The organism is Sphingomonas sp. SphC10 (assembly GCF_057004845.1).
Genome location: NZ_CM168044.1, coordinates 1,493,535 through 1,516,302, shown reverse-complemented (window position 1 = coordinate 1,516,302; position 22,768 = coordinate 1,493,535). Strand labels below are relative to the sequence as shown.

Sequence of the window (22,768 nt, the reverse complement as noted above, 5' to 3'; positions counted from 1 at the left end):
CGGTTCGGGGCGGACAGAAAAGGGGCCTGACAGGCAGTGATACAGGCTATCGCCTTCTATATTTTCGCGACCGTGGTGATCGTGTCCGCAGGGCTCACGATCGCGTCGCGCAATCCGGTGCACTCGGTCATGTGGCTGATCCTGGCGTTTTTCAACGCCGCGGGCCTCATGGTGTTGTGCGGGGCCGAGTTCATCGCGATGCTGCTCGTCATCGTCTATGTGGGCGCGGTCGCGGTCTTGTTCCTCTTCGTCGTCATGATGCTCGATATCGAGGTCGCGGCGATGCGGGCGGGCTTTGCGCGTTATCTGCCGCTGGGTCTGGCACTCGCCGTCGCCCTGCTGGCTGAGGTCATCATCGCCTTCCAGGCGTGGAGCGTCGGCGGCGTGCAGCTGGCGGCCCGTGCGGCCCCGATCGCGCCGGAGGTGTCCAACATCCAGGCGATCGGCAACCTGCTGTACACCCGCTATCTGTTCATCTTCGAAGGTGCGGGCCTGGTCCTGCTCGTCGCGATGATCGGCGCGATCGTGCTCACGCATCGCAAGCGGGGCGGCGTCCGTCCGCAGAACATCGCCAAGCAGAATGCGCGTCAGCCGCATGAGGCGATCCGTAACATCAATCAGCCCATCGGGCAGGGGGTGGAACTGTGACGATCGGTCTCGTTCATTATCTGGTCGTTGCAGCGATCCTGTTCACTATGGGGGTGCTGGGTATCTTCCTGAACCGGAAGAACCTGATCGTCATCCTCATGGCGATCGAGCTCATCCTGCTCGCCGTGAACCTGAACCTGGTTGCCTTTTCGGCCGCGCTTCAGGATCTGGTGGGACAGGTCTTCGCCATGTTCGTGCTGACCGTGGCCGCCGGTGAATCGGCGATCGGTCTGGCGATCCTGGTCATCTATTTCCGTGGCCGCGGCACCATCGCGGTCGACGATGTCAACCGGATGAAGGGGTAATCGGGTTGATCCTCGCTATCGTCTTCCTGCCGTTGCTGGCCGCCGCCATTGCGGGGTTCGGCAACAAGGCCATCGGGAACGTGCCCGCCAAGGTCGTCACGACCGGCGCGCTGTTCATTTCCTGTGCGCTCTCATGGCCGATCTTCATCGGCTATCTGTCGGGCGCCAATGTCGCGACCGTCACGCCGGTGCTCCACTGGATCACCAGCGGCACCATGTCGGTCGACTGGGCGCTGCGCGTCGACTCGCTGACCGCGATCATGCTGGTGGTCATCACCAGCGTCTCGGCGCTCGTCCACCTCTATAGCTGGGGCTATATGAGCGAGGAGCCGGATCAGCCGCGCTTCTTCGCCTATCTCTGCCTCTTCACCTTTGCGATGCTGATGCTCGTGACGGCGGACAATCTGGTCCAGATGTTCTTCGGCTGGGAAGGCGTGGGTCTCGCGTCCTACCTGCTGATCGGCTTCTGGTTCCGTAAGCCCTCGGCCAATGCGGCCGCGATCAAGGCGTTCGTCGTCAACCGCGTCGGCGACCTCGGCTTCATGCTCGGCATCTTCGGCACTTTCCTGGTGTTCGGGACCGTCTCGATCCCGGCGATCCTGGCGGCAGCCCCCGGCATGGCGGGCTCGACCATCGGCTTCCTGGGCTATCGTTTCGACACGATGACCGTGCTCTGTCTGCTGCTGTTCGTCGGCGCGATGGGCAAGTCGGCGCAGCTTGGCCTCCACACCTGGCTGCCGGACGCGATGGAAGGCCCGACCCCGGTTTCGGCGCTGATCCACGCGGCGACCATGGTCACCGCGGGCGTGTTCATGGTGTGCCGCCTGTCGCCGATGTTCGAAACGTCGCCGACCGCTCTGGGCGTCATCACCGTGATCGGGGCCTGCACCTGCTTCTTTGCTGCGACCGTCGGCACGGTGCAGACCGACATCAAGCGCGTCATCGCCTATTCGACTTGTTCGCAGCTCGGCTATATGTTCTTCGCGGCCGGTGTCGGCGCGTATGGCGCGGCAATGTTCCACCTGTTCACGCACGCCTTCTTCAAGGCGCTGCTGTTCCTGGGTGCGGGCTCGGTCATCCATGCGATGCACCATGAGCAGGACATGCGTTATTATGGCGGTCTGCGTCGCCACATCCCGCTCACCTTCTGGGCGATGATGATGGGTACGCTGGCGATCACCGGCGTCGGCATCCCGGCTCTGTTCGGCAACCCGATGGCGTTCGGTTTCGCAGGCTTCCATTCGAAGGACGCGATCATCGAGGTCGCCTATGCCGGTGGTTCGGGCTTCGCCTTCTGGGCGGGCGTGATCGCCGCGCTGCTGACCAGCTTCTATTCGTGGCGCCTGATGTTCCTGACCTTCTGGGGCAAGCCCCGCTGGACCGGGTCGGAGCATATCCAGCACGCGATCCATGACGTGCATGGCCACGGCCATGACGATCATGCCCATGGTCACGCTCACGATGCGCATCACAACGACGCGCATTCGGAAGATGCCGGTCACGAGCCGCATACGCACGATGCGGGCCACACCGATGTGCCGGAAGGCACGGGGGGCTATCATCCGCATGAGAGCCCGCTGGTCATGCTGATCCCGCTGATCGTCCTGTCGATCGGCGCGATCGCGGCGGGCTTCGTCTTCCACGGCTGGTTCATCGAGCCGGAAGCGGGTGAGAGCTATTGGAAGGGGGCGATCGCCTTCAACGAGCATCTGATGCACTCGATGCACGGCGTGCCCGTGTGGGTGAAGCTGTCGGCGACGGTGGTGATGCTGCTCGGTTTGCTGACCGCGTATCTGACCTATATCCGTGCACCGGAGTTCCCGGCCAAGTTCGCGGACCAGTTCCGCATTCTGTACCGCTTCCTCCTCAACAAATGGTATTTCGACGAGATCTACCATTTCCTCTTCGTGCGCCCCGCCTTCGCGATCGGCCGGTTCCTGTGGCACCGTGGCGACGAGAAGACGATCGACCGCTTCGGCCCCAATGGTGTCGCCTGGCTCGTCCAGCTCGGCAGCAAGGGTGCGGCGCGCTTCCAGACGGGATACCTCTACAGCTATGCCTTCGTCATGTTGATCGGCCTGACCGCGGCCGTCACCTGGGCCATTTTGGGTTGATCGCGTGATGCAGGGCTTCCCGATCCTCTCCGTCATGCTGGCGGTCCCGGCCATTGCCGCGATCGCCTGCCTTTTCGTCTCCGCAAACGGTGCGCGCATGCTGGCGCTTGCCGCCACGCTGATCGACTTCGCCCTGGGCATCGTGCTCTGGACGCAGTTCGATGTGGGCGGCGCCCAGTGGCAGTTCGTCGAACATGCCCCGGGCATCTTCGGCCCGTTCGGCTGGTCGCTCGGCATCGACGGTTTCGCGCTGCTGCTGATCATGCTCAGCGTGTTCCTGATGCCGATCTGCATCGGCGCCAGTTGGCGCGCGATCGACAAGCGGGTCCCGGAATATATGGGCCTGTTCCTGTTCACCGAAGTGCTTATGATCGGCACCTTCGCGGCGCAGGACCTGTTCCTCTTCTACGTCTTCTTCGAAGCCGGTCTGATCCCGATGTATCTGATCATCGGTATCTGGGGCGGGGCGAACCGCATTTACGCGTCGTACAAGTTCTTCCTGTACACGCTGCTCGGCTCGCTCCTCATGTTCGTCGCGATGCTCTATATGGCGCGCACGGCGGGCACGACCTCGATCCCGGCGCTTCTCGCCTATGACTTCCCGGCCTCGGTCCAGACCTGGCTGTGGATCGCTTTCTTCGCCTCGTTCGCGGTCAAGATGCCGATGTGGCCGGTCCACACCTGGCTTCCCGACGCACACGTGCAGGCGCCGACGGCGGGTTCGGTCATTCTGGCGGGCGTGCTGCTGAAGCTGGGCGGCTATGGCTTCCTGCGCTTCCTGCTGCCGATGTTCCCGGAGGCGAGCGGCCAGCTGACCTGGCTGATCTTCGCGCTGTCGGTGGTGGCGGTGATCTATGCTTCGCTGGTCGCGCTGGTGCAGTCCGACATGAAGAAGCTGATCGCCTATTCGTCGGTCGCGCACATGGCGATCGTGACCATCGGCCTCTATGCCTTCAACCAGCAGGGCATCGAAGGCGCGATGATCATGATGCTCAGCCACGGTCTGGTGTCGGGCGCGCTCTTCCTGTGCGTCGGCGTCATCTATGACCGGCTGCATACCCGTGAGATCGCGCGCTACGGCGGGTTGTCGATCAACATGCCCAAATACGCCGTGCTGTTCCTGTTCTTCACCATGGCGTCGATCGGTCTGCCGGGCACCAGCGGCTTCGTCGCCGAGTTCCTGTCGCTGATGGGCACCTATCAGGTGTCGACCTGGACGGCGTTGCTCTGCACCACCGGCATCATCCTGGGTGCGGCCTATATGCTCTACCTCTACCGGCGTGTCGCTTATGGCGAGATCAAGTCGGATGAGGTGGCGGCGATGCCCGACCTGACGAGCCGTGAGCTGTGGCTGCTGGCGCCGATCGCGGCGGTGACGCTGTGGATGGGCGTGTATCCGGAGAGCTTCCTGGCTCCGATGCGCAAGGACGTCACGGTCCTGCTGCAGCGGATCGACCGGGCCAATCCGGGTTCGGACAGCCGTCCGACCGCCGGTAACCCTGCGCTCGCCACCACCCATGCCCCTGAGCACCAAGCTGCGCACGGGGAGGCGCACTGATGAGCTATTCGTTGAACCTTTTGATGGTCCTGCCCGAGCTGGTGCTGACCCTCGGCGCGATCGCGCTGATGCTCGTCGCCGCCTGGGGCGGGACGAACGCCACGCGCGGCATCTCGATCGCGGCGGTGTTCGTGCTGGCCGGCGCGATGGTCGCGCTGGCCGGTCCGTCGACCACAGGCGGGCTCGCCTTTGGCGGTCTGTACCGCGCCGACGCCTTTGCCGGTTTCGCCAAGGTCCTGATCTATCTAGCGACTGCGGTGGCGATCATCATGGCGCCGCGCTTCTTCGCCCGCTCGCCGGGTGAGGATCTGCGTCCCGAATATCCGATCCTCATGCTACTGTCCTCGGTCGGCATGGGCATGATGGTGTCGGCGGGTGATCTGCTGACCCTCTATGTCGGTCTCGAACTGCAGAGCCTGTCGGCCTATGTGCTGGCGAGCTTCATGCGTCGCGACGGTCGTTCGGCCGAAGCGGGTCTGAAATATTTCGTCCTCGGTGCGCTCGCCTCGGGCATCCTGCTCTACGGCATCTCGCTGGTCTACGGCTTCTCGGGTTCGACGGACTTTGCCCAGATTGCGCTGGCTTATGGCCGCGATGCCGCCGCTGGTACGCGTTCGCTGGGCCTGATGTTCGGCCTGGTGTTCGTGTTCGCCGGCCTGGCGTTCAAGATGTCGGCGGTGCCGTTCCACATGTGGACCCCCGACGTCTATGAAGGCGCGCCGACCCCGGTGACGGCCTTCTTCGCCTCGGCCCCCAAGGTCGCGGCGATGGCGCTGGCGGTGCGTGTTGCCGTCGAGGCGATGGGCTCGGCCGCGCAGCAGTGGCAGCAGATCGTGACCTTCGCAGCGCTGGCGTCGATCATCCTCGGCGCGGTCGCGGCCATCGGGCAGACCAATATCAAACGGCTGCTCGCTTACTCGTCGATCAACAATGTCGGCTTTGCGCTGATCGGTCTGGCGGCAGGTACGGCACAGGGCGTCGCGGCGGTGCTGACGTACCTCACCATCTACGTCATCATGACGTTGGGTGCGTTCCTGATCGTCATCCGCATGCGCGACGAGGACGGCAATCCGCTCGAGTCGATCGCCAGCCTGTCGGGCCTGTCGCGCACGCGGCCGGCGCTGGCCTGGGCCATGGCCTTCTTCATGTTCTCGGTCGCGGGCATTCCCCCGCTGCTCGGCTTCTATGCCAAGTTCGCGGTGTTCAACGCGGCGGTCGCGGCGGGGCTGTTCCCGCTGGCGGTGATCGGTGTCGTCGCCTCGGTAATCGGTGCCTATTATTATCTGCGCATCATCAAGACGATGTTCTTCGATGAGCCCGTCGGTGCCTGGGCCAATAGCGACGTTCAGCCCGTCGAGAACGGCCTGATCGCGCTGTCGGCGCTGTTCGTCTCGCCGGTCGGCTATCTGGCCATCCCGCTGCTGGGCGCCTGGTCGCTGGCAGCCGCTCGGGCGCTGTTCTGAGCCGATTGCTCCACGTCCCGGAAACGGGATCGACCAATGCCGATCTTCGCCGGCTTGCCGAGGCAGGCGGCGAAGATGGCAATTGGGACGGCCTTTGGCTCCGCGCCGACCGCCAGACGGCGGGGCGCGGACGCCAGGGGCGGGAATGGTCCTCGCCTTCCGGAAATTATTATGGATCGACGCTGGTCCGCCTGCGCCCCGGTGATCCGATGGCGGCGACGCTGGCGCTGGTCGCCGCCGTGGCGATCGAAGACGCGGTTCGATCCTGTCTGCCCGATATCGGCGCACGCCTTGCGCTGAAATGGCCGAACGATCTGTTGATCGACGGCGCCAAATTGTCGGGCATCTTGTTGGAGCGTACGGGTGATGCGGTCGTCATCGGCATGGGGATCAACCTGGCGTCGGCCCCGGACCTATCCGGCCGCGCCACGACAGCGCTTGGCGATCATGGCGTCACTGTCTCGCCCCAGACGATGCAGGCGCTGCTCGCCGATGCGATGACCCGCTGGGTCGCGGTCTGGCGTGAACAGGGGTTGCCACCGATCATCGCGCGCTGGGAGGCCAGGGCGCATCCGCGCGGCACCGCACTGACCGCCAAACTACCGGACGGGCAGGCGCTGACCGGAAGCTTTGACGGCCTGGCGAGCGACGGCGCGCTCAGGCTCCGCTTGGCGGACGGCTCCGGCCATGTCATCCATGCCGGCGATATCTTCCTGATCTGAAGGACCCCCATGCTGCTTGCGATCGATGCCGGGAACACGAACGTGGTCTTTGCGCTGCTCGAAGGGCGGACGATCAAGGGGCGCTGGCGAATCGCGACCGATCCGCGCCGCACCGGCGATGAATATGCGGTATGGCTGAGCCAGTTGCTGGCGCTGGAAGGCTATGCGCGCGAGGATGTGACCGGCGTCATCATCGCCACCGTCGTGCCGCGCGCGCTCCACAATCTTCAGGTGCTGGCCCAGAAATATTTCAAGGTCGAGCCGCTGATCGCAGGCCGCGCGCCGGTGGAATGGGGGATCGCGATCGACGTCGACGAACCCGCCTCGTTGGGCGCGGACCGCGCGGTCAACACGATCGCGGCACATGAGCTTTATCCAGGCGACCTGATCACCATCGATTTCGGCACGGCGACGACCTTCGACATCAGCGACTATCAGGGCGCGTATAAGGGCGGGATCATCGCACCCGGCATCAACCTGTCGCTCGACGCGCTGGTGACCGCTGCGGCCAAGCTGCCGCGCATCGCCATCGAGGCACCGGAAAGCCGCAGCGTGATCGGCCGCAACACGGTCAACCAGATGCATATCGGTATCTTCTGGGGCTATGTCGCGATGATCGAGGGGCTGGTGGCGCGGCTGAAGGCCGAGGTCGGGCGGCCGGTCAAGGTGCTGGCAACGGGCGGATTGGCGGCGCTTTTGTCGCCGCACACCGATGTTTTCGATCATATCGAGCCCGACCTGACCATTCAGGGGCTGGCGATCCTGTGGGAACGCGCCCATATCATATGACGAGTTTCGGACCAGGCAGCCCGCGAGATACCGCTGGGCGCCGGGGTCCGCGAAGAAATGACCGCGCCCTGACCGGCGCACCCCCATCGCCCCGAACCCGCTTTCAGCGGGGTGGGCGTCCATTGTCAGGAAGTGAATGACTCCCAAGAAAGAATTGCTGTTCTGCGCGCTCGGTGGATCGGGCGAAATCGGCATGAACGTGAACCTGTACGGCACCGAAGGTAAGTGGGTGATGGTCGATTGCGGCATCACCTTTGCCGATCCGGCCTATCCCGGCATCGACGTGATCCTGCCCGATCTGAGCTTCATCGAGGACCGGCTGGACGACCTGGTCGGCATCGTGCTGACCCATGGTCATGAGGACCATATCGGCGCGCTGCCCTATCTGGCCGAAGACCTGGGCGTGCCCATCTATGCCACCGCCTTCACCGCCGGACTGGTCCGCGGCAAGCTGGAGGAAGAGGGCAGCGCGAACCGCGTCAAGCTGCGCGTGATGGAAACCGGCAAGACGTTCGAGGTCGGCCCGTTCGACTTCACCTTCGTGCCGCTGTCGCACTCGATCCCCGAAGCCAATGCGCTGCTGATCGAGACAGCGGTCGGCCGCGTGTTCCACACCGGCGACTGGAAGCTCGATCAGACCCCCGTCATCGGCAAGCCCGCCAGCCCTGCGCAGTTGTCGTCGATCGGCGACATGGGAGTCGACGTGCTGGTGTGCGACTCCACCAACGCCTTCAACACCGAGGCCTCGGGCTCGGAAGCCAGCGTCCGCCCCGGCATCGCCGAGACGGTGGCCAAGGCGAAGGGACGCGTGGTCGTCACCACCTTCGCCTCCAACGCCGCGCGTCTGGTGACGCTCGGTGAGGTCGCCAAGGAGACGGGGCGCAAGCTGTGCGTCACCGGCCGCTCGCTCGACCGGATTCTGAAGGTCGGCCGCGCCTGTGGCTATTTCAAGGGCTTCCCCGAGGTCGTCGATCCTGAGACGGCGAACCGCCTGCCCAAGGACCGCGTGCTGATCGTCGCGACTGGCGGGCAGGGCGAGCCGCGCGCCGCGCTGTCGCGTATCGCCGAGGGCAGTCATACGATCCGGCTCGACACCGGCGACACCGTCATCTTCTCGGCCCGCCAGATTCCCGGCAACGAGACGGCGGTCGGCCGTATTCAGAATATTCTGGCGGGCAAGGGCGTCCGGATGGTCACCGAGCGTCAGGCGCATGTCCATGTCTCGGGCCACCCCGGCCAGCCCGAACTGGCGCAGATGTACAAGTGGCTCCGTCCACGCACGCTGATGCCCGTTCACGGCGAGATGCGGCACATGATGGAGCATGCCCGCTTCGCGACGACGCAGGGGGTGCCGCAGACCATCGTCCAGTCGGACGGTGACATGGTTCGCCTGCTGCCTGGCAACGCGACCAAGATCGGCAATGTGCCGGTCGGTCGACTGGTGCTGGACGGTGACGTCATCCTGCCGTCGGACGGCTCGACGATGAACGAGCGGCGCAAGCTGGCGATCAACGGCCAGATTTCGGTCGGCGTCGCGGTCGCCAAGGGGCGGCTGGTCGGCAGCCCGCAGATCCGCGTACAGGGTGTGCCCGTCGAGGACGAGCGTGACGCCTTCATCGCCGAGGCGGTGGCGGCTGCGGCCAAGGCGGTCGACGGCCCGCGCCGGGCGACCGACAAGCTGCGCGAGGATATCCGCCTGTCGGTGCGCAAGGTGGCGACCCGCTGGACCGGCAAGAAGCCGATCGTCGATGTCCTGCTGATCGAGGGCTAAGACCATGCACTGGACGTCGGCCCTCGCGATCTACGTCCTGTTCTGGTTCCTCGCCGTGTTCCTGGTCCTGCCCTTCGGGGTCAGGACCACGCACGAGGCGGGGGGCGAGCATATCCCCGGCACCGCTGAGAGCGCACCGCATGTCTTCCTGATCGGGCGTTTCTTCCTGCGCACGACGATCGTGGCGACGGTGATGTTCGTCCTGTTCTATCTGAATTATGTCTATGGCTGGATCACCGCCGACATGCTCGACTGGAGCGGGGTGAGCCGGGGCGTCTGACATGGCGCGTGCGTCCCGCCTGTTCGACCTGCTCCATCTGCTCCACCGCCAGAGCGGCGTCGTGTCCGGGCGGCATCTGGCCGAGCAGCTCGGCATTTCGCTGCGTACGCTATACCGCGATATCGCGACGCTTCAGGCAATGGGTGCGGATGTCGAGGGCGGGGCGGGATTGGGCTATCGCTTGAAGCCCGGCTTCATGCTGCCGCCGATGAGTTTCCCCATTGAGGAGGTCGAGGCGCTGGTCCTGGGGGCTCGCTGGGTCGCCGAACGGGCGGACCCGGCAATGGGACAGGCCGCGCGCAGTGCCGCGGCGCGGATCATGCGCGCGATGACAGCCGAACAGGCCGAGGCGATGCGCGATACGGCGCTGTTCATCGGCCTGCGCTCGGAAGCCTATGAGGGGGAGGTCGATCCGGCACCTCTGCGGGCAGCGATCCGAGCCGAGCGGCGTTTGTCGCTGGTCTACCGCGACGCACAGGGTGAAGCATCGGAGAGGACGATCTGGCCGTTCGCGATCGCGCTGTTCGACCGGGCCGATGTGCTGCTCGGCTGGTGCGAGTTGCGCGGCGATTATCGTACCTTCCGTATCGACCGCATCGTCACCGCGCGCGCCCTGCCGGAGCGTTATCCACGTCGCCGCGCCGTCCTGCTGCGCGAATGGCGCGAAGCGGCGGGCATTCCACAGGAACGCTTCCTGCTGACGGAAACTGACGCAGCCGTCGGATAGGCGGACCTCCTCTCGAACGAAGGAGATTTGCCATGACCTGCCCGACGACCACCATCCTGCTGCACATCGCCGATATGCGCGTCAGCACCGACTTTTATCGCGGGGTGTTGTTGCGCGACCCGGTCGACGCAGGCGACGCCTTTACCTTGTTCGCCCTCGACTCGGGTACGACGCTGGGCCTGTGGCGTCGCGACGTGATCGATCCCCCGGCCGAGGGGACGTCGGGTGTCATCGAGCTGGGGTTCCGGCGGGACCATGACGGCGTGGATGCGTGTCATGCGGATTGGCTGGCCAAGGGAGTGACGATGCTGACGCCGCCCAATGATCGTCCGTTCGGGCGGAGCTTCGTGGCACTGGATCCCGATGGCCACCGGTTGCGGGTCTATGCGCTGAACGGTTGAGGGGCGTAGCCCCCGACTTCGCTCAAACTGAATGGCGGTTGGAGCAAGCCTCGACCGCCATTTCTCGCCCTCCGTTAACGCAGCCGCTCGATGGCCTGGGCGAGCGCGACATAGAGCTTGCCCATATCCGACGATAGCAATGTGACGCCCAACGGTGATCCGTCACGCTGCGCCAGCACGCCGCGCAGCATCGCCTCGAAATCATGGATATAGCGGTTCACATGGTCGCGGAACTTGGGATCCTCGTCATACAGATCGGCGATGCCCCGCGCCTGATGCGAGTCGAGGATACGCACCGCACGCCGGGTGAAGACGCCGCGATCGCCCTTCAGATAGGCGGCCCAGGCGCTGTCGGTGACTTCGGGGGCATAGATTTTGGCGATGTCGATCGACGCCGAGTTGAGCGATTCGACCAGCAGCGAGGCGCGGCGGGCGAAATTGTCGCGATCGGCTTCCTCGCGCTCGGTCCGGGCCTCTTCGATCCGCGATTCGACGATGGTCGTCTTCTCGACGATCATGTCGGCCTGCCGTGCCAGCCGCTCGGTCGCACGCGTCGCGGCCTCGACCGCGCTCTGGGTGGCATCGACGATGGCATGAACCTGCCGCTCGACGGTGTCGCCGGTCGCGCGCCGCATCGCCTCGGCACTGGCGATTTCCAGCGCGCTGGCGGCTTGGGGAATGACGTCGGCCAGCGTCTCGCGCGCCTTTTCGGCGGCCGTCGCAGCGGTCTCGCGGACGCGCAGCAACGCATCGACCAGCTTGGGTGCGGCCTCGTCGGCGAACTGGTGCGAGCGTTCGATCGTCTCCTCGACCATCATACCCAGCGCATCGGCCTTGGCCCGCCCGGTCGACAGGGTTTCGAGCAGCGAGCCCGACAGCGTCTCCAGCGTCTGGCGCTGTTCGGCGATGACGTCGGCGATAGCTTCGATCGCCTCATGCGTGCTCTCCGCCGCGGCGACCAGGGCGAGCAGTTCGGGCTTGGTCTCGACGACGACCTCATGGCTGGCATGCATCCGCTGGTCGAGCCGCCCCAGCGCCTCGGGCAGCGTTTCGTCGATCTCACGGGCGGCGGCATCGAGCGCGATCAGCAGCGTCTCGGTCGTGCCGATGACGCGGTTGGCCATGGTCTCGCCCGCCTCCAGCGCGCCGGTCATCGCATCCGCCGATCCGCCCAAGGCGCTGATCGAAGCGGCGAGCATCTGCGACTTTTCGGTGCCTTGAGTGTGAAGCACCGCGATGCGCGTCTCGACCCGCTCCAGTTCGGTGTCGAGCGTGTCGATCATCGTCTCGCCCGCGATCCGCTGTGCCTCCAGTTCGGCGGTCAGGCGGGCGACGGCGCCGTCCACCGTCGTCAGCCGTTCGGCCAGCGCATCGGCACTGTCGCGCGCGGCCCCGTCGAGCGCCGCCTGGTTCGCCGCGATCATCGCCAGCATCTCCTCGCCCTGGGCCGCGAAGCCCAGGCGCGACTGGTCGATGGCCTGGGCCGTCCGGTCGAGCAGCGCGTCGATCGTGGTGGCGAGATTGCCGGTGACGGTTTCCAGATGCACCCCGGCGACGCGGCTGGTTTCCTCCATTTGTTCGATGTGGGTGGCCAGGCGCAGCGCCGCACCGCTGGCAATGGTGTCCGCATCCTGCCCGCGCCGACCGAGCGCGACGAACTGGGCGTCCAGCTCCATTGCGTGGATTTGCGCCGAGCGCGCCGCCTCCGCCATCCGGTCGGATGCCTCGCCGATCTCCTCCGCCGCGCGGGGCAGGGCTTCGAGCAGTTGGGTCATGCTCGACTGGCTGGTCACGGCGATATCGGCGAGCGTGCGGCCATGCGCCTCGACCATCTGGATATCGTCGGTCAGGTCACGTGCGATCGTCCTGAAGCGCGTCTCGGCGGCCTGGGCCATTTCGGACAGGGCGATCGCCTGGGCCGACAACTCGAAGCGGTTGGCGGACAGCGCCTGTCCGATCGCGCCGACCGCGCGTTCCAGCGCCGCCGCTTCCTCGCGCATGTCGCGCGCGGTCAGCGCGAAGCGGCGTTGCTCGGCACGGCTGCTGCGCTGGCCGACCAGCCACAGGACCGCGATCAGCATCGGTCCGGCCAGTGCGAGCGTCCCCAGCGGGGCCAGCGTCGCGGGTGAGAGCATCGGGCTGGCCGAGATGTCCCAGAATAGAATGGCCGCCGCCCACAGGACCGAGACCAGAATCGCGACGATCAATGGCCAGCGCGCAGGTGAGGGCTCCTCCTGCTCGACCAGCGCGGTGCCTTCGTCCAGCCAGATGCCGAAGGACGGGGGATCGGCGGCAGGCGGGGCGGACGGGGCTTCTTCGGCCGGGGGCTGGACGGTATAGTCGTACATATCCGTCTCTGCGTTCGGCATGTCCGACCTGTCCTGACGCTCTGCGCGCATATCGACGATCATCTGGGCCCCCGTGTCACAATGGGCCGGTTTATCACGTTTGCCGATGGCAGAAAGCGAATTGCGCTATTCCGTGCAACCCCCGTTCGGGTTTAAGTGAGGGCAATGACCTACGAGCACGGAACGATCGATTCTGCCCTGGCGGCGGTGGCGGGTGATGAACCGGCCGTGATCCAGGAATTGCGCCGCGCCTTTGTCGAGGGCGTGACCCGTGCGATGGAGGCCATGCATATGGCCGAGGACGTCGGCGAATGGCGCGAGGCGGCCTTGCGGCTGAAGGGGCTGGCGGCGAGCGTCAACGCTTTGCCGCTGATGACCCTGGCGGCTCAGGCGGCGGAACTGGAAAGCCCGGACCCGCAGTTGCTCGACCGGATCGGGGATCAGGTCGCGCGCCTTTGACGCGTCACCGGGTCAGGGCTGGCAAGGCGCGTCTCTAGCGCCTAACAGCACGTGATGCTTTCCGGTCTTCTCTTTGCGATTGACGACGCCGACGACCGCCCCGGTCGGCTGACGGCCACCCTACCGTTCGCGGGCGTTACCCTGATCGAATATCAGGCGCGCCTGCTGATCGCGGCGGGGGCCGCGCAGATCATCATCGTCGTCGCGCGCCTGACCCCGGAACTGCTCGGCGCGATCGCCCGAATCGCCCAGCGCGGGGTGGTGGTCGACACGGTGCGCAGCGCGGTCGAGGCGTCGGAGAAGCTCCACCCCCTGTCGCGACTACTCGTACTGGCCGATGGTCTGATCACCACCGAGGATACGATCGCGCTGGTCCTGCGCGATGCCGGACAGGACGCGCTGATCGTGCTGCCCGAGGCGGAGGCCGAAGCCGGACTGGAGCGGGTCGGCGGGCAGATGGCCTGGGCGGGCGTCGCGCGGCTCGATCCGCGCCGGGTCGCCGAAGTGGCGGCGCTGCCCCGCGATTACGACCTACAATCGACGCTGCTGCGGCTCGCCTCGCAGGCGCGGGCGACGCATATCCTTCTGCCCGCCGATGCGGAAAAGGCGGGTCATGGCATCGTCCACCGTGCCGAGGCGCTGGATGCGCGGGGGCGGGCGGTCGTCGCGCGGCTGGTCTCCGGACGACGGAGCTGGTTCGATCGTTACATCCTGGCGCCCATCGCACGCCTCGCGCTGCCGCGCCTGGTCGAGCGTTCGGTCCCTGCGCATGTCGCGGGCGGGGCTGGGGCCGGGCTGGGGCTGCTCGGACTGGTTCTGATCCTGTCCGGCCTGCCGGCTTTCGGCTTGCTGATCGCCATTGCCGGAACGCTGGGGCTGGGCCTTGGCGAGACGCTGGCGGGGTTGCGCGACGAACAGAGCGCGGCGCGCGCCGGGTCGGCGGCCATCGCGGCGCTGTCCGGGCTCGCCGTGGCGGCGCTCGGGTGGCAGGATTTCCGTCTGTCGGGCGAGGATATCGCGCCGGTCCTGGCGTTAATGCTGATCATTCTGGGTATTTTGGCGGAGCGGGCGGGGCTGTATCGCTTTCGGCGGCGCTGGTGGGCCAGCCCGCCCGCCTATCTGCTGGTCCTTTTCCCCGCCGCGCTGGTCAGCATCGTCCCCTGGGGCCTGGCGCTTGCCAGTATTTATGCGATCGTCACTTTAACGTCCGCAATCGAGACATTGCGCGCCCAAGTTTAGTGTCGCTTTAACATCAAAGGGGTTAGCGATGCCCCATGGCGGTCGAACCGGACCCACATCACGCCTCCCCATGGCACGCCACGCGGCTGTCCGACCGCGTCGCGGCGGCGCGCGCGCGCGCGGCGGGACGGCGGCGGGGTGCGGTGCTGGACCTGCGGCTGGATGCCGAATCGCGCCTGACCGACCAGGTCCGGTTCGAGGTGACGGCGCGGCTGCACCACCTGGTCGAGACGATCGCGCACGATCTCCTGCAACAGGCCGATCGGGTCATGCCGGAGGGCGGTGGGCAGCCCCAGCAGCAAGAGGTCTTGCGGCTGCTCTATCGTGCGGATGCGCTGGCCGACCCGGCACTGGTCGACGAACTGGTCGCGCAGGTCCGGCAGGGCCTGATCGCCCGTGCGCTGCCTATCGAGAGCATGGCGGGTGATGCGCCGAGCTTGCTGATCCGCCTGACCGAGGCCCCCGACCGGATCGTGGCCGCCGCCGCGCGCGCGGTGCTGCTGGCCGAGGGGCGTTCGCGCGAAGGCGATGAGGCGGTGGGCCTGCCGACACGACTGCACGACCGGCTGGTCTGGACCGTGGCGGCGGCCCTGCGCAGGGGCGACGATCCTGCCTGGGACCGGGCGCTGGCGCAGGCCGTCGAGCGCGTCATGGCGGCGCGCGATGACGGTGACCGGCCGGGCCTGCCCGCGATGCGGCTGGCTGCGGCGATCGACGCGCGGCCGGGCGAATTGCCCGACCTGCTGCTCGAGAGCCTGTCTGACCGGCAATTGGGTTTGTTCGTTGCCCTGCTGACCCATGCGCTCGGCATCGAGCATGACATGGTGCGCGAGATCGTGCTGGAACCCGAAGGCGACCGGCTGTGGCTGGCGCTGCGATCGTTGGACCAGGATCGGCCGGTGATTGCGCGCATCGGGCTGTCTCTGTGCGAGGCGGACGGGCGGCGCGATGTCGATGGCTTTGCCGAGGCGCTGGACGCGATCATGGCCATTCCGGCCGAAGAGGCGCGCCGGGCCATCGCATCGCTTAGCCTGCCCGCGCCGTTTCGAGAGGCGATCGAGCGGCTGGAAGGCTCCGATCGCCGATGAGCGCAATGGACAGCCCAGGCGAATCGATGGTCGCGCGTGCCATTCTGGACGCAGGCGATCACATTTTGTCGGCCGATCCTCCCATCGAACTGCTTCATATGCGTGCGGGGGGAAGCGCCAGCGACTGTCTGGCGGTGGCACCCATCGCAAGGATCGCTCGACTGGCGCGGCGGCTTGGCATTACGGTGTCGCGGCAGGTGATGGTCGCCGATGACGAGGGCGATCTCGACCTGTGGGTACAGGCCCGCCCCGAAACCGGGCAGATCCGCCTGAGCGTCAGCGGCTGGCGTGACCGGGACGCGTGGAAGCCGACCGCGACCCCGCCCGATCATGCTGCGATGGGCGCGGACTTTCGCTGGGAAACCGACGCGGCACTTCGTCTGACCTTTGTGTCACCGGGGGCGGGGATGCGCCATGGCTTCGATGCACAGGCGATGCTGGGGCGGCCATTGGCGGCTCTTTTCGCTTTCGACTCCGGCACGGCGCTGCTGGACGAGGGCGCGCCGCTCGACGGGCGAGGCGCCCGGTTGCGGCCGACCGATGCGCCCGTCCGGCTGTCGGCGGCGATCCGCCATGACGCGACGGGGGGCATCGCCGGGCTGATCGGCGCGACCTATCTGATCGACGAGCCGGGAGAGGGGGCGGACGATGACTTGCTGCATCCCGGCGCGTCGCCGCTGACCGAGACATTTACGGCCGGGCTTGACCGCGCCCTGCGCACGCCATTGGCGCGGATCGTCGCCAATGCCGACAGCATCGCAGCGCGCAGCGACGGACCGATCGCCGCCGAATATGCCGAATATGCCAATGACATCGCACACGCCGGGCGGCATCTGATCGGGCTGGTCGACAATCTGGTCGAGCTACAGGCAATCGAACAGCCCGATTTCCGGCTCGCGGCCATGCCGATCGACCTGGCGGATGTCGCCCGCCGCGCCTCGGGCTTGCTGGGCGTGCGCGCGGATGCCGCGAGCGTGACGATCCGTCGTCCCGGCGCGGGCGAGGCGATGCCTGCCATCGGGGACTTTGGCCGGTGTCTCCAAATCCTCATCAACCTGATCGGCAATGCGATCCGGTACACCCCGCGCGGCGGCGAAGTGGTGGTCACGGCCGAGCGTGACGGGGAATGGGCCGTGGTCAGCGTCACCGATCACGGCAAGGGCATCGCACCCGAAGACCAGACCCGTATCTTCGAGAAGTTCGAGCGTGTCGACCCAAGCGAGCCCGGCGGCAACGGCCTGGGTCTCTATATCGCCCGCCGTCTGGCGCGTGCGATGGGCGGCGACCTGTGGGTTGAGAGCGTGCCGGGCGAGGGCGCGACCTTTCACCTTCGCCTCCGGGCGCGCTGAGTCTTCGGGCGGATCGGCATTCAGCCATACATATTTCTCCCTCGCCCCTCTCAGAGGGGAGAGGGTTGCGCAGACTTGGTCTTTGCATAGCAAAGGCCTAGTCGGAGCTGGGTGAGGGGTGAGCGCGCATAGCGCGCGCGAGCCGGAGGCTCGCTCAACCCCTCACCCAAGCTGCGCTAGTCAGTAAACTGGCAAGCTCCGCTAACCCTCTCCCCTGTCCAGGGGCGATGGAAAGAAGAGGCGCGGCGGGATATCGTTCAGACCCTGTCCTTCTCCCCTTCCCTTCAGGCAGGGGGCTGAAGTTGCTTCCGACAGACGCCGCCCCATCAACAAAAAGGGCTCCCGAAGGAGCCCTTTCTCTTGCCGTCCTGGCGAACCGTTCAGCGCCGCCGGGGCAGCCGTCGTGCAACCAGGATCAGCGCCAGTCCGGCGATCGCGACAAAGGCGCCGCGATCCGCCCATTCGCCCTGGCCGAGCATGAAGCTCTGCTCGGGCCAATGGATGTAACCCAAGCCCTGACCGATCCACAATCCCCCCGTCAGCGCCAGCATGACGCCGATGGCGATCAGGATCGGCCGGACCCGGTTCATGGCTTAGCGCTGCTCGACCGGAACATACGAACGCTGCGTCGGACCGGTATACAGCTGACGCGGGCGGCCGATCTTCTGGTCGGGATCGGTGATCATCTCGTTCCACTGCGCGACCCAGCCGACGGTGCGGGCGAGGGCGAACAGCACGGTGAACATCTCGGTCGGGAAGCCGATCGCCGACAGGATGACGCCCGAATAGAAGTCGACGTTCGGGAACAGCTTCTTCTCGACGAAATATTCGTCGTTCAGCGCGATCTCTTCGAGGCGAAGCGCCGTCTCGAACAGCGGATCGTTGACCTTCAGCGCGTCAAACACTTCGCGCACGGTCTTCTGCATCACGGTCGCGCGCGGATCGTAGTTCTTGTAGACGCGGTGACCGAAGCCCATCAGGCGGAACGGATCGTTCTTGTCCTTGGCGCGCGCGATGAACTCGGGGATGCGTTCGGGCGTGCCGATCTCACGCAGCATGTTGAGCGCGGCCTCGTTCGCGCCGCCATGCGCCGGACCCCAGAGGCAGGCGATGCCCGCCGCGATGCACGCGAACGGGTTCGCACCCGACGAACCGGCCAGACGGACGGTCGAGGTCGACGCGTTCTGCTCGTGATCGGCATGCAGGATGAAGATGCGGTCCATCGCCTTTTCGACGGCCGGGTTCACCTCATACGGCTCGGCCGGAACGCCGAAGGTCATGCGCAGGAAGTTGCCGGTGTAGGACAGCGAGTTGTCCGGGTACAGGAAGGGCTGGCCCACGCTGTACTTGTACGCCATCGCCGCGATCGTCGGAATCTTGGCGATCAGGCGGTGCGACGCGATGGTGCGCTGCACCGGATCATGGATGTCGGTCGAATCGTGGTAGAAGGCCGACAGCGCGCCGACGACGCCGCACATGATCGCCATCGGGTGCGCATCGCGGCGGAAGCCACGGAAGAACGCCGCCAGCTGCTCATGCACCATGGTGTGGCGCGTGATGGTGGTGGTGAATTCCGACAGCTCGCCCTGGTTGGGCAGTTCGCCGTTCAGCAGGAGGTAGGCGACCTCCATGAAGCTGCTATTCTCGGCCAGTTCGCCGATCGGATAGCCGCGGTGCAGCAGAACGCCTTCGTCGCCGTCGATATAGGTCAGTTCCGACCGGCACGACGCGGTCGAGGTGAAGCCGGGATCATAGGTGAAGGCACCCGTCTGGGCATAGAGCTTGCGGATATCGACCACGTCCGGGCCGATCGAGCCCGACATGACCGGATAGTCAAAGCCCTTGCCGCCGATTTCGAATTTCGCGGTGTCGCTCATACTCAGTGATCCTTCCTATCTGCGGTCATCTGGTCCGCGATCCGCCCCAGGCTTTCCTCGCGGCCCAGCAAAACGAGCACGTCGAAAATCCCCGGGGACGTCTTGCGTCCGGTCAAGGCAGCGCGGAGCGGCTGGGCGACCTGACCGAGCTTCACGCTCTCGGCTTCGGCCACCTTGCGTACCGCGTCTTCCAAAAGCTCCGTATCCCAGTTGTGCACCGCGTCAAGCGCGGTGTGAACGGAAAAGAGAATGCCCCGTGCCTTATCGTCGAGCAGGCCGGTGGCGGCGTCGTCCAGGCTCAACGGACGGGTCGCGAAAAGGAAGCGCGCGCCATCGGCCAATTCGTTCAAATTCGCCGCGCGCGGCTTTAGCGACGGCATGGCGGCGGTCAGCAGCGCGACATCCTCGACACCCATCCGCTTGGCGGTCAGCTCGGCCAGACGGGCGTCGTCGGCTTCGCGGATATAATGGCCGTTGAGGTTTTCCAGCTTCTTCAGGTCGAAGCGCGACGGCGCCTTGCCGACGGCGGCGAGGTCGAACCACTTCACCGCCTCGTCCCGCGCGATGATCTCGGCATCGCCATGGCCCCAGCCCAGGCGGAGCAGATAATTGTCGAGCGCTTCGGGCAGGATGCCCATCTCGTCGCGATAGGCCTCGATGCCCACCGCGCCGTGGCGCTTGGAGAGCTTGGCGCCGTCCGATCCGTGGATCAGCGGGATATGCGCATAGATCGGCTCGGCCCAGCCCATCGCCTTGTAGATCGGCAGCTGGCGGAAGGCGTTGTTCAGGTGATCGTCACCACGAATGACATGGGTCACGCCCATGTCATGGTCGTCGACCACGACCGCCAGCATATAGGTCGGCGTGCCGTCGGACCGCAGGAGGACCAGATCGTCCAGCTCGGCATTCTGCACGGTGACGCTACCCTGCACGCGATCCTCGATCGTCACCGCTCCCTCGCGCGGCGCACGCAGGCGGACGACGAAGGGCTGGCCCTCCGGCGCGGTGGCGGGATCGGCGTCGCGCCAGGGCGAGCGGATGCGCAGCGGCTGCTTGGCGGCCTGTGCGGCTTCACGCTGCGCGGCGATCTCTTCCTGCGTCATGTAGCAGCGATAGGCATGGCCCCGCTCCATCATCTCGCGGGCGACCTCGGCATGGCGGTCGGCACGGGCGAACTGGAACACGGCGTCGCCGTCCCAGTCCAGCCCCAGCCAGCGCATGCCGTCCAGGATCGCGTCGATCGCAGGCTGGGTCGAGCGGGCGCGATCGGTATCCTCGATGCGCAGCAGGAACTTGCCGCCATTCGCCCGCGCGAACAACCAGTTGAACAGCGCGGTGCGCGCGCCGCCGATGTGAAGAAATCCGGTCGGCGAGGGCGCGAAACGGGTCACGACTCCGCTCATGGTCGATCCGGTGGCGATATCATGTGTTGCGCTCAACCGCGCATACTCCCAGCATAAGATTCGATGGCCCAGTCAGCCGCCGCAGCCCCTAGCACCATGCGTCCGCGCCGCCAAATGCCGCGCCTTTGCCGGGCCGAGCCATGGGCAGAGGCCGAGCGGAACCAGATCCCGTTATGGACGCCGGTGATGCTGGGGGCGGGGATCGCGGCGTGGTTCGTGCTGCCTGATCCACGCGCCTGGGAGGCGGTGATGCTCGCCGCCGGGGGCGTCGGGCTGGCGGCGGCAACCCTGTCCGATGGCGGACGGGTGATGCGGGCTATCGGTCTGGGCGCGATGCTGGTGGTGGCGGGTGTGCTACTGGCCTGGGCGCGTGCCGAGTCGGTCCGAGCACCGGTCCTAACACGGCCGGTGATAGCGGACATGATCGCCGAGGTGGAGACGGCCGAGCCCTTGGCGGCACGGCAGATCGTCCGGCTGATGCTGAGACCGGTTCGGGCGCGGGACGGGCGCGGGCGGATGTTGAACCTGCCGCCGCGCATCCGGATATCATTGCCGCAGGAGGATGCGCCGGTGGGATTGGGGCCGGGCGCATGGGTCCGGTTGCGGGCACGGCTGATGCCGCCGGCGGGGCCGGTCGCGCCGGGAGGCTATGACTTTGCGCGCGCGGCGTGGTTTCAGCGTATCGGTGCCACGGGGCGCGGCTTCGCGCCGGTACGGATACTGCACCAGGCCGATCAAAGTCCCGGGTTGCGCCAGCGCCTGTCGCAACGGATCACGGGCCTGCTTCCGGGCAGCGCGGGCGGGATAGCGGCGGCGCTGGCCACGGGCGATGTCGGCGCGATCGCGCAGGACGATGCGGAGGCGATGCGGCGGGCCGGTCTGGCGCATCTCCTGTCGGTCAGCGGCCTTCACATCACGGCGGTCGTCGGGATCGTCATGGTGCTGACCATCAGGCTGCTGGCGCTCTGGCCGTGGCTGGCGTTGCGGGTTCGACTGCCGTTGGTCGGAGCAGCGGCCGGAGCCTTTGCCGCCGTCGGATATACGTGGCTGACCGGAGCGGAGGTTCCGACGATACGCTCCTGTGTCGCGGCGATGCTGGTCCTCGCGGCGCTGGCCATGGGTCGGGAAGCGATGACCCTGCGCCTCGTTGCGGCAGGGGCGCTGATCGTGCTGATCTTCCGGCCCGAGGCATTGGTGGGGGCCAGTTTCCAGCTCTCCTTTGCAGCGATCACCGCCATTGTCGCGCTTCATGAACATCCGGCGGTTCGCCGCTGGCTGGGGCCGCATCCCGATTGGCGCTGGGCGGCTTTGCGGCATCTGGGCGCGTTGCTGCTGACCGGGCTGGTGGTCGAGGCGGCGCTGATGCCGATCGCCGTCTATCATTTCCACAAGGCGGGGCTTTACGGCGCACTGGCCAATATCGTCGCGATTCCCTGGACGACCTTCATCGCCATGCCGCTGGAGATGATCGCATTGTTGCTGGAGCCCATGGGGTTGGGCGGCCCATTCTGGTGGTTGCTCGGACAGGCCCTGGGCCTGTTGTTGAAGCTGGCGCATGCGGTGTCCGCCATGCCGGGATCGGTGGTCGCCTTGCCCGTGGCGTCGGGATGGGCGTTCGGGTTGGCCGTCGCGGGGGGATTGTGGATCGCGCTTTGGCGGACCCGGTGGCGATGGCTCGGGACGCCCGCGCTGATGGCCGGTATATGGGTCATGCTGGCAGCACCGGCACCGGACCTTATCGTCACCGGCAACGGTCGACATGCCGGGATCGCGACGGGGCATGGTATGGCGCTGCTCCGTCATCGGGCGGGGGATTATATGCGGACCACCCTGTCCGAACTCAGCGGCACCGATGCCGAGCCGCTGGCGCTGGCCGATCAACCGGCGGCGCATTGCGGGCGGGATATGTGCGTGACCGTTTTGGAGAAGGGCGGGCGGCGGTGGCGGATCGCGGCGACGCGCAGTGGTTATCCGGTGCCATGGACGTCGTTGGTGGCGCTTTGCGGTCGGGTGGACATCATGATCGCCGACCGTCGCCTGCCCGATGCGTGCCAGCCCCGCTGGTTGAAACTGGACAGCGCTGTTTTGAAGCGGACCGGCGGAGTTTCAATCCGGCTCGATCCACCCATGGTGCGGATGGTGCGCCAACCCGGTGATCGCCATCCATGGTCGATGACCGGACAGAGGGGAGGGCGATAGGCCCTCTATCAACCAAGGGCGATGCATT

The 22,768-nt window shown here is 66.4% G+C and carries 20 protein-coding genes; 16 read left to right on the top strand and 4 right to left on the bottom strand.

Annotated features, from left to right (window positions below; translation table 11 throughout):
* Window positions 1-36: 36 nt before the first annotated feature.
* From ACWKSV_RS06760 to ACWKSV_RS06710, 11 genes are all read left to right on the top strand, one after another.
* On the top strand, window positions 37-648 hold the full coding sequence (locus tag ACWKSV_RS06760; protein WP_007404217.1) for an NADH-quinone oxidoreductase subunit J: 612 nt from the start codon (window positions 37-39) through the stop codon (window positions 646-648).
* A 47-nt stretch (window positions 649-695) separates the two neighbouring features.
* Window positions 696-953 (top strand): NADH-quinone oxidoreductase subunit NuoK, encoded by a 258-nt coding sequence (gene nuoK / locus ACWKSV_RS06755; RefSeq protein ID WP_042469352.1) that lies wholly within the window; start codon window positions 696-698, stop codon window positions 951-953.
* Window positions 953-3,067: an NADH-quinone oxidoreductase subunit L gene (gene nuoL, locus ACWKSV_RS06750; protein ID WP_156884298.1), complete on the top strand. Its 2,115-nt coding sequence runs from the start codon at window positions 953-955 to the stop codon at window positions 3,065-3,067. Before nuoK ends, nuoL begins: the two co-directional genes overlap by 1 nt.
* Window positions 3,068-3,074: 7 nt before the next feature.
* Complete coding sequence (locus ACWKSV_RS06745) at window positions 3,075-4,625, top strand: NADH-quinone oxidoreductase subunit M (RefSeq protein WP_191864524.1); 1,551 nt, start codon at window positions 3,075-3,077, stop codon at window positions 4,623-4,625.
* The gene (nuoN, locus tag ACWKSV_RS06740; RefSeq protein WP_076716683.1) at window positions 4,625-6,088 is read left to right on the top strand and encodes an NADH-quinone oxidoreductase subunit NuoN; all 1,464 of its coding nucleotides are present in this window, start codon (window positions 4,625-4,627) and stop codon (window positions 6,086-6,088) included. Before ACWKSV_RS06745 ends, nuoN begins: the two co-directional genes overlap by 1 nt.
* A 5-nt stretch (window positions 6,089-6,093) precedes the next feature.
* A complete protein-coding gene (locus ACWKSV_RS06735) occupies window positions 6,094-6,810 on the top strand; it encodes a biotin--[acetyl-CoA-carboxylase] ligase (RefSeq protein ID WP_076716681.1) in 717 nt (238 codons plus the stop codon).
* A gap of 9 nt (window positions 6,811-6,819) precedes the next feature.
* Window positions 6,820-7,599, top strand: coding sequence for a type III pantothenate kinase (locus ACWKSV_RS06730; protein WP_076716680.1), 780 nt, complete (start codon window positions 6,820-6,822; stop codon window positions 7,597-7,599).
* A 136-nt stretch (window positions 7,600-7,735) separates the two neighbouring features.
* A complete protein-coding gene (locus tag ACWKSV_RS06725; protein ID WP_076716678.1) occupies window positions 7,736-9,370 on the top strand; it encodes a ribonuclease J in 1,635 nt (544 codons plus the stop codon).
* A 4-nt stretch (window positions 9,371-9,374) separates the two neighbouring features.
* A complete protein-coding gene (locus ACWKSV_RS06720) occupies window positions 9,375-9,650 on the top strand; it encodes a DUF1467 family protein (RefSeq protein ID WP_042483165.1) in 276 nt (91 codons plus the stop codon).
* 1 nt (window position 9,651) lies between these two features.
* Window positions 9,652-10,377 (top strand): helix-turn-helix transcriptional regulator, encoded by a 726-nt coding sequence (locus ACWKSV_RS06715; protein ID WP_076716676.1) that lies wholly within the window; start codon window positions 9,652-9,654, stop codon window positions 10,375-10,377.
* Between the two features lie 32 nt (window positions 10,378-10,409).
* On the top strand, window positions 10,410-10,778 hold the full coding sequence (locus tag ACWKSV_RS06710) for a VOC family protein (RefSeq protein WP_076716675.1): 369 nt from the start codon (window positions 10,410-10,412) through the stop codon (window positions 10,776-10,778).
* A gap of 74 nt (window positions 10,779-10,852) precedes the next feature.
* Here the strand turns inward: ACWKSV_RS06710 and ACWKSV_RS06705 are convergent, their stop codons facing one another.
* Entirely contained in the window at window positions 10,853-13,189 is a 2,337-nt protein-coding gene (locus ACWKSV_RS06705; protein WP_237243381.1) for a coiled-coil domain-containing protein, read from the bottom strand.
* Window positions 13,190-13,291: 102 nt separating this feature from the next.
* Between ACWKSV_RS06705 and ACWKSV_RS06700 the strand changes: the two genes are divergently transcribed.
* Genes ACWKSV_RS06700 through ACWKSV_RS06685 form a run of 4 tightly spaced genes read left to right on the top strand, consistent with a single transcriptional unit; the run spans window position 13,292 to window position 17,261 of the window.
* A complete protein-coding gene (locus tag ACWKSV_RS06700; protein WP_056438064.1) occupies window positions 13,292-13,585 on the top strand; it encodes a hypothetical protein in 294 nt (97 codons plus the stop codon).
* A 54-nt stretch (window positions 13,586-13,639) separates the two neighbouring features.
* The gene (locus ACWKSV_RS06695; RefSeq protein WP_076716673.1) at window positions 13,640-14,824 is read left to right on the top strand and encodes a hypothetical protein; all 1,185 of its coding nucleotides are present in this window, start codon (window positions 13,640-13,642) and stop codon (window positions 14,822-14,824) included.
* A 35-nt stretch (window positions 14,825-14,859) separates the two neighbouring features.
* Complete coding sequence (locus ACWKSV_RS06690) at window positions 14,860-15,912, top strand: hypothetical protein (RefSeq protein ID WP_076716671.1); 1,053 nt, start codon at window positions 14,860-14,862, stop codon at window positions 15,910-15,912.
* 26 nt (window positions 15,913-15,938) lie between these two features.
* On the top strand, window positions 15,939-17,261 hold the full coding sequence (locus ACWKSV_RS06685) for a sensor histidine kinase (RefSeq protein WP_191864525.1): 1,323 nt from the start codon (window positions 15,939-15,941) through the stop codon (window positions 17,259-17,261).
* A gap of 380 nt (window positions 17,262-17,641) precedes the next feature.
* Here ACWKSV_RS06685 and ACWKSV_RS06680 read toward each other — a convergent pair whose 3' ends face one another.
* Genes ACWKSV_RS06680 through gltX form a run of 3 tightly spaced genes read right to left on the bottom strand, consistent with a single transcriptional unit; the run spans window position 17,642 to window position 20,541 of the window.
* Window positions 17,642-17,851: a hypothetical protein gene (locus tag ACWKSV_RS06680; RefSeq protein WP_056438051.1), complete on the bottom strand. Its 210-nt coding sequence runs from the start codon at window positions 17,849-17,851 to the stop codon at window positions 17,642-17,644.
* 3 nt (window positions 17,852-17,854) lie between these two features.
* Window positions 17,855-19,138: a citrate synthase gene (locus tag ACWKSV_RS06675; RefSeq protein WP_056438047.1), complete on the bottom strand. Its 1,284-nt coding sequence runs from the start codon at window positions 19,136-19,138 to the stop codon at window positions 17,855-17,857.
* A 2-nt stretch (window positions 19,139-19,140) separates the two neighbouring features.
* The gene (gene gltX / locus ACWKSV_RS06670; protein WP_056438044.1) at window positions 19,141-20,541 is read right to left on the bottom strand and encodes a glutamate--tRNA ligase; all 1,401 of its coding nucleotides are present in this window, start codon (window positions 20,539-20,541) and stop codon (window positions 19,141-19,143) included.
* A 114-nt stretch (window positions 20,542-20,655) separates the two neighbouring features.
* Between gltX and ACWKSV_RS06665 the strand changes: the two genes are divergently transcribed.
* Complete coding sequence (locus ACWKSV_RS06665; protein WP_191864443.1) at window positions 20,656-22,740, top strand: ComEC/Rec2 family competence protein; 2,085 nt, start codon at window positions 20,656-20,658, stop codon at window positions 22,738-22,740.
* The last annotated feature ends 28 nt before the right edge of the window (window positions 22,741-22,768 follow it).

What these genes read in the sequence shown, in the direction of transcription:
- nuoK (WP_042469352.1), top strand. Translation starts at nt 696, where the DNA reads ATGGGGGTGCTGGGTATCTTCCTGAACCGGAAGAACCTGATCGTCATC.
- ACWKSV_RS06745 (WP_191864524.1), top strand. Translation starts at nt 3,075, where the DNA reads ATGCAGGGCTTCCCGATCCTCTCCGTCATGCTGGCGGTCCCGGCCATT.
- nuoN (WP_076716683.1), top strand. Translation starts at nt 4,625, where the DNA reads ATGAGCTATTCGTTGAACCTTTTGATGGTCCTGCCCGAGCTGGTGCTG.
- ACWKSV_RS06730 (WP_076716680.1), top strand. Translation starts at nt 6,820, where the DNA reads ATGCTGCTTGCGATCGATGCCGGGAACACGAACGTGGTCTTTGCGCTG.
- ACWKSV_RS06725 (WP_076716678.1), top strand. Translation starts at nt 7,736, where the DNA reads ATGACTCCCAAGAAAGAATTGCTGTTCTGCGCGCTCGGTGGATCGGGC.
- ACWKSV_RS06720 (WP_042483165.1), top strand. Translation starts at nt 9,375, where the DNA reads ATGCACTGGACGTCGGCCCTCGCGATCTACGTCCTGTTCTGGTTCCTC.
- ACWKSV_RS06715 (WP_076716676.1), top strand. Translation starts at nt 9,652, where the DNA reads ATGGCGCGTGCGTCCCGCCTGTTCGACCTGCTCCATCTGCTCCACCGC.
- ACWKSV_RS06710 (WP_076716675.1), top strand. Translation starts at nt 10,410, where the DNA reads ATGACCTGCCCGACGACCACCATCCTGCTGCACATCGCCGATATGCGC.
- ACWKSV_RS06705 (WP_237243381.1), bottom strand. Translation starts at nt 13,189, where the DNA reads ATGATCGTCGATATGCGCGCAGAGCGTCAGGACAGGTCGGACATGCCG.
- ACWKSV_RS06700 (WP_056438064.1), top strand. Translation starts at nt 13,292, where the DNA reads ATGACCTACGAGCACGGAACGATCGATTCTGCCCTGGCGGCGGTGGCG.
- ACWKSV_RS06695 (WP_076716673.1), top strand. Translation starts at nt 13,640, where the DNA reads ATGCTTTCCGGTCTTCTCTTTGCGATTGACGACGCCGACGACCGCCCC.
- ACWKSV_RS06690 (WP_076716671.1), top strand. Translation starts at nt 14,860, where the DNA reads ATGGCGGTCGAACCGGACCCACATCACGCCTCCCCATGGCACGCCACG.
- ACWKSV_RS06685 (WP_191864525.1), top strand. Translation starts at nt 15,939, where the DNA reads ATGGTCGCGCGTGCCATTCTGGACGCAGGCGATCACATTTTGTCGGCC.
- ACWKSV_RS06680 (WP_056438051.1), bottom strand. Translation starts at nt 17,851, where the DNA reads ATGAACCGGGTCCGGCCGATCCTGATCGCCATCGGCGTCATGCTGGCG.
- ACWKSV_RS06675 (WP_056438047.1), bottom strand. Translation starts at nt 19,138, where the DNA reads ATGAGCGACACCGCGAAATTCGAAATCGGCGGCAAGGGCTTTGACTAT.
- gltX (WP_056438044.1), bottom strand. Translation starts at nt 20,541, where the DNA reads ATGAGCGGAGTCGTGACCCGTTTCGCGCCCTCGCCGACCGGATTTCTT.
- ACWKSV_RS06665 (WP_191864443.1), top strand. Translation starts at nt 20,656, where the DNA reads ATGCCGCGCCTTTGCCGGGCCGAGCCATGGGCAGAGGCCGAGCGGAAC.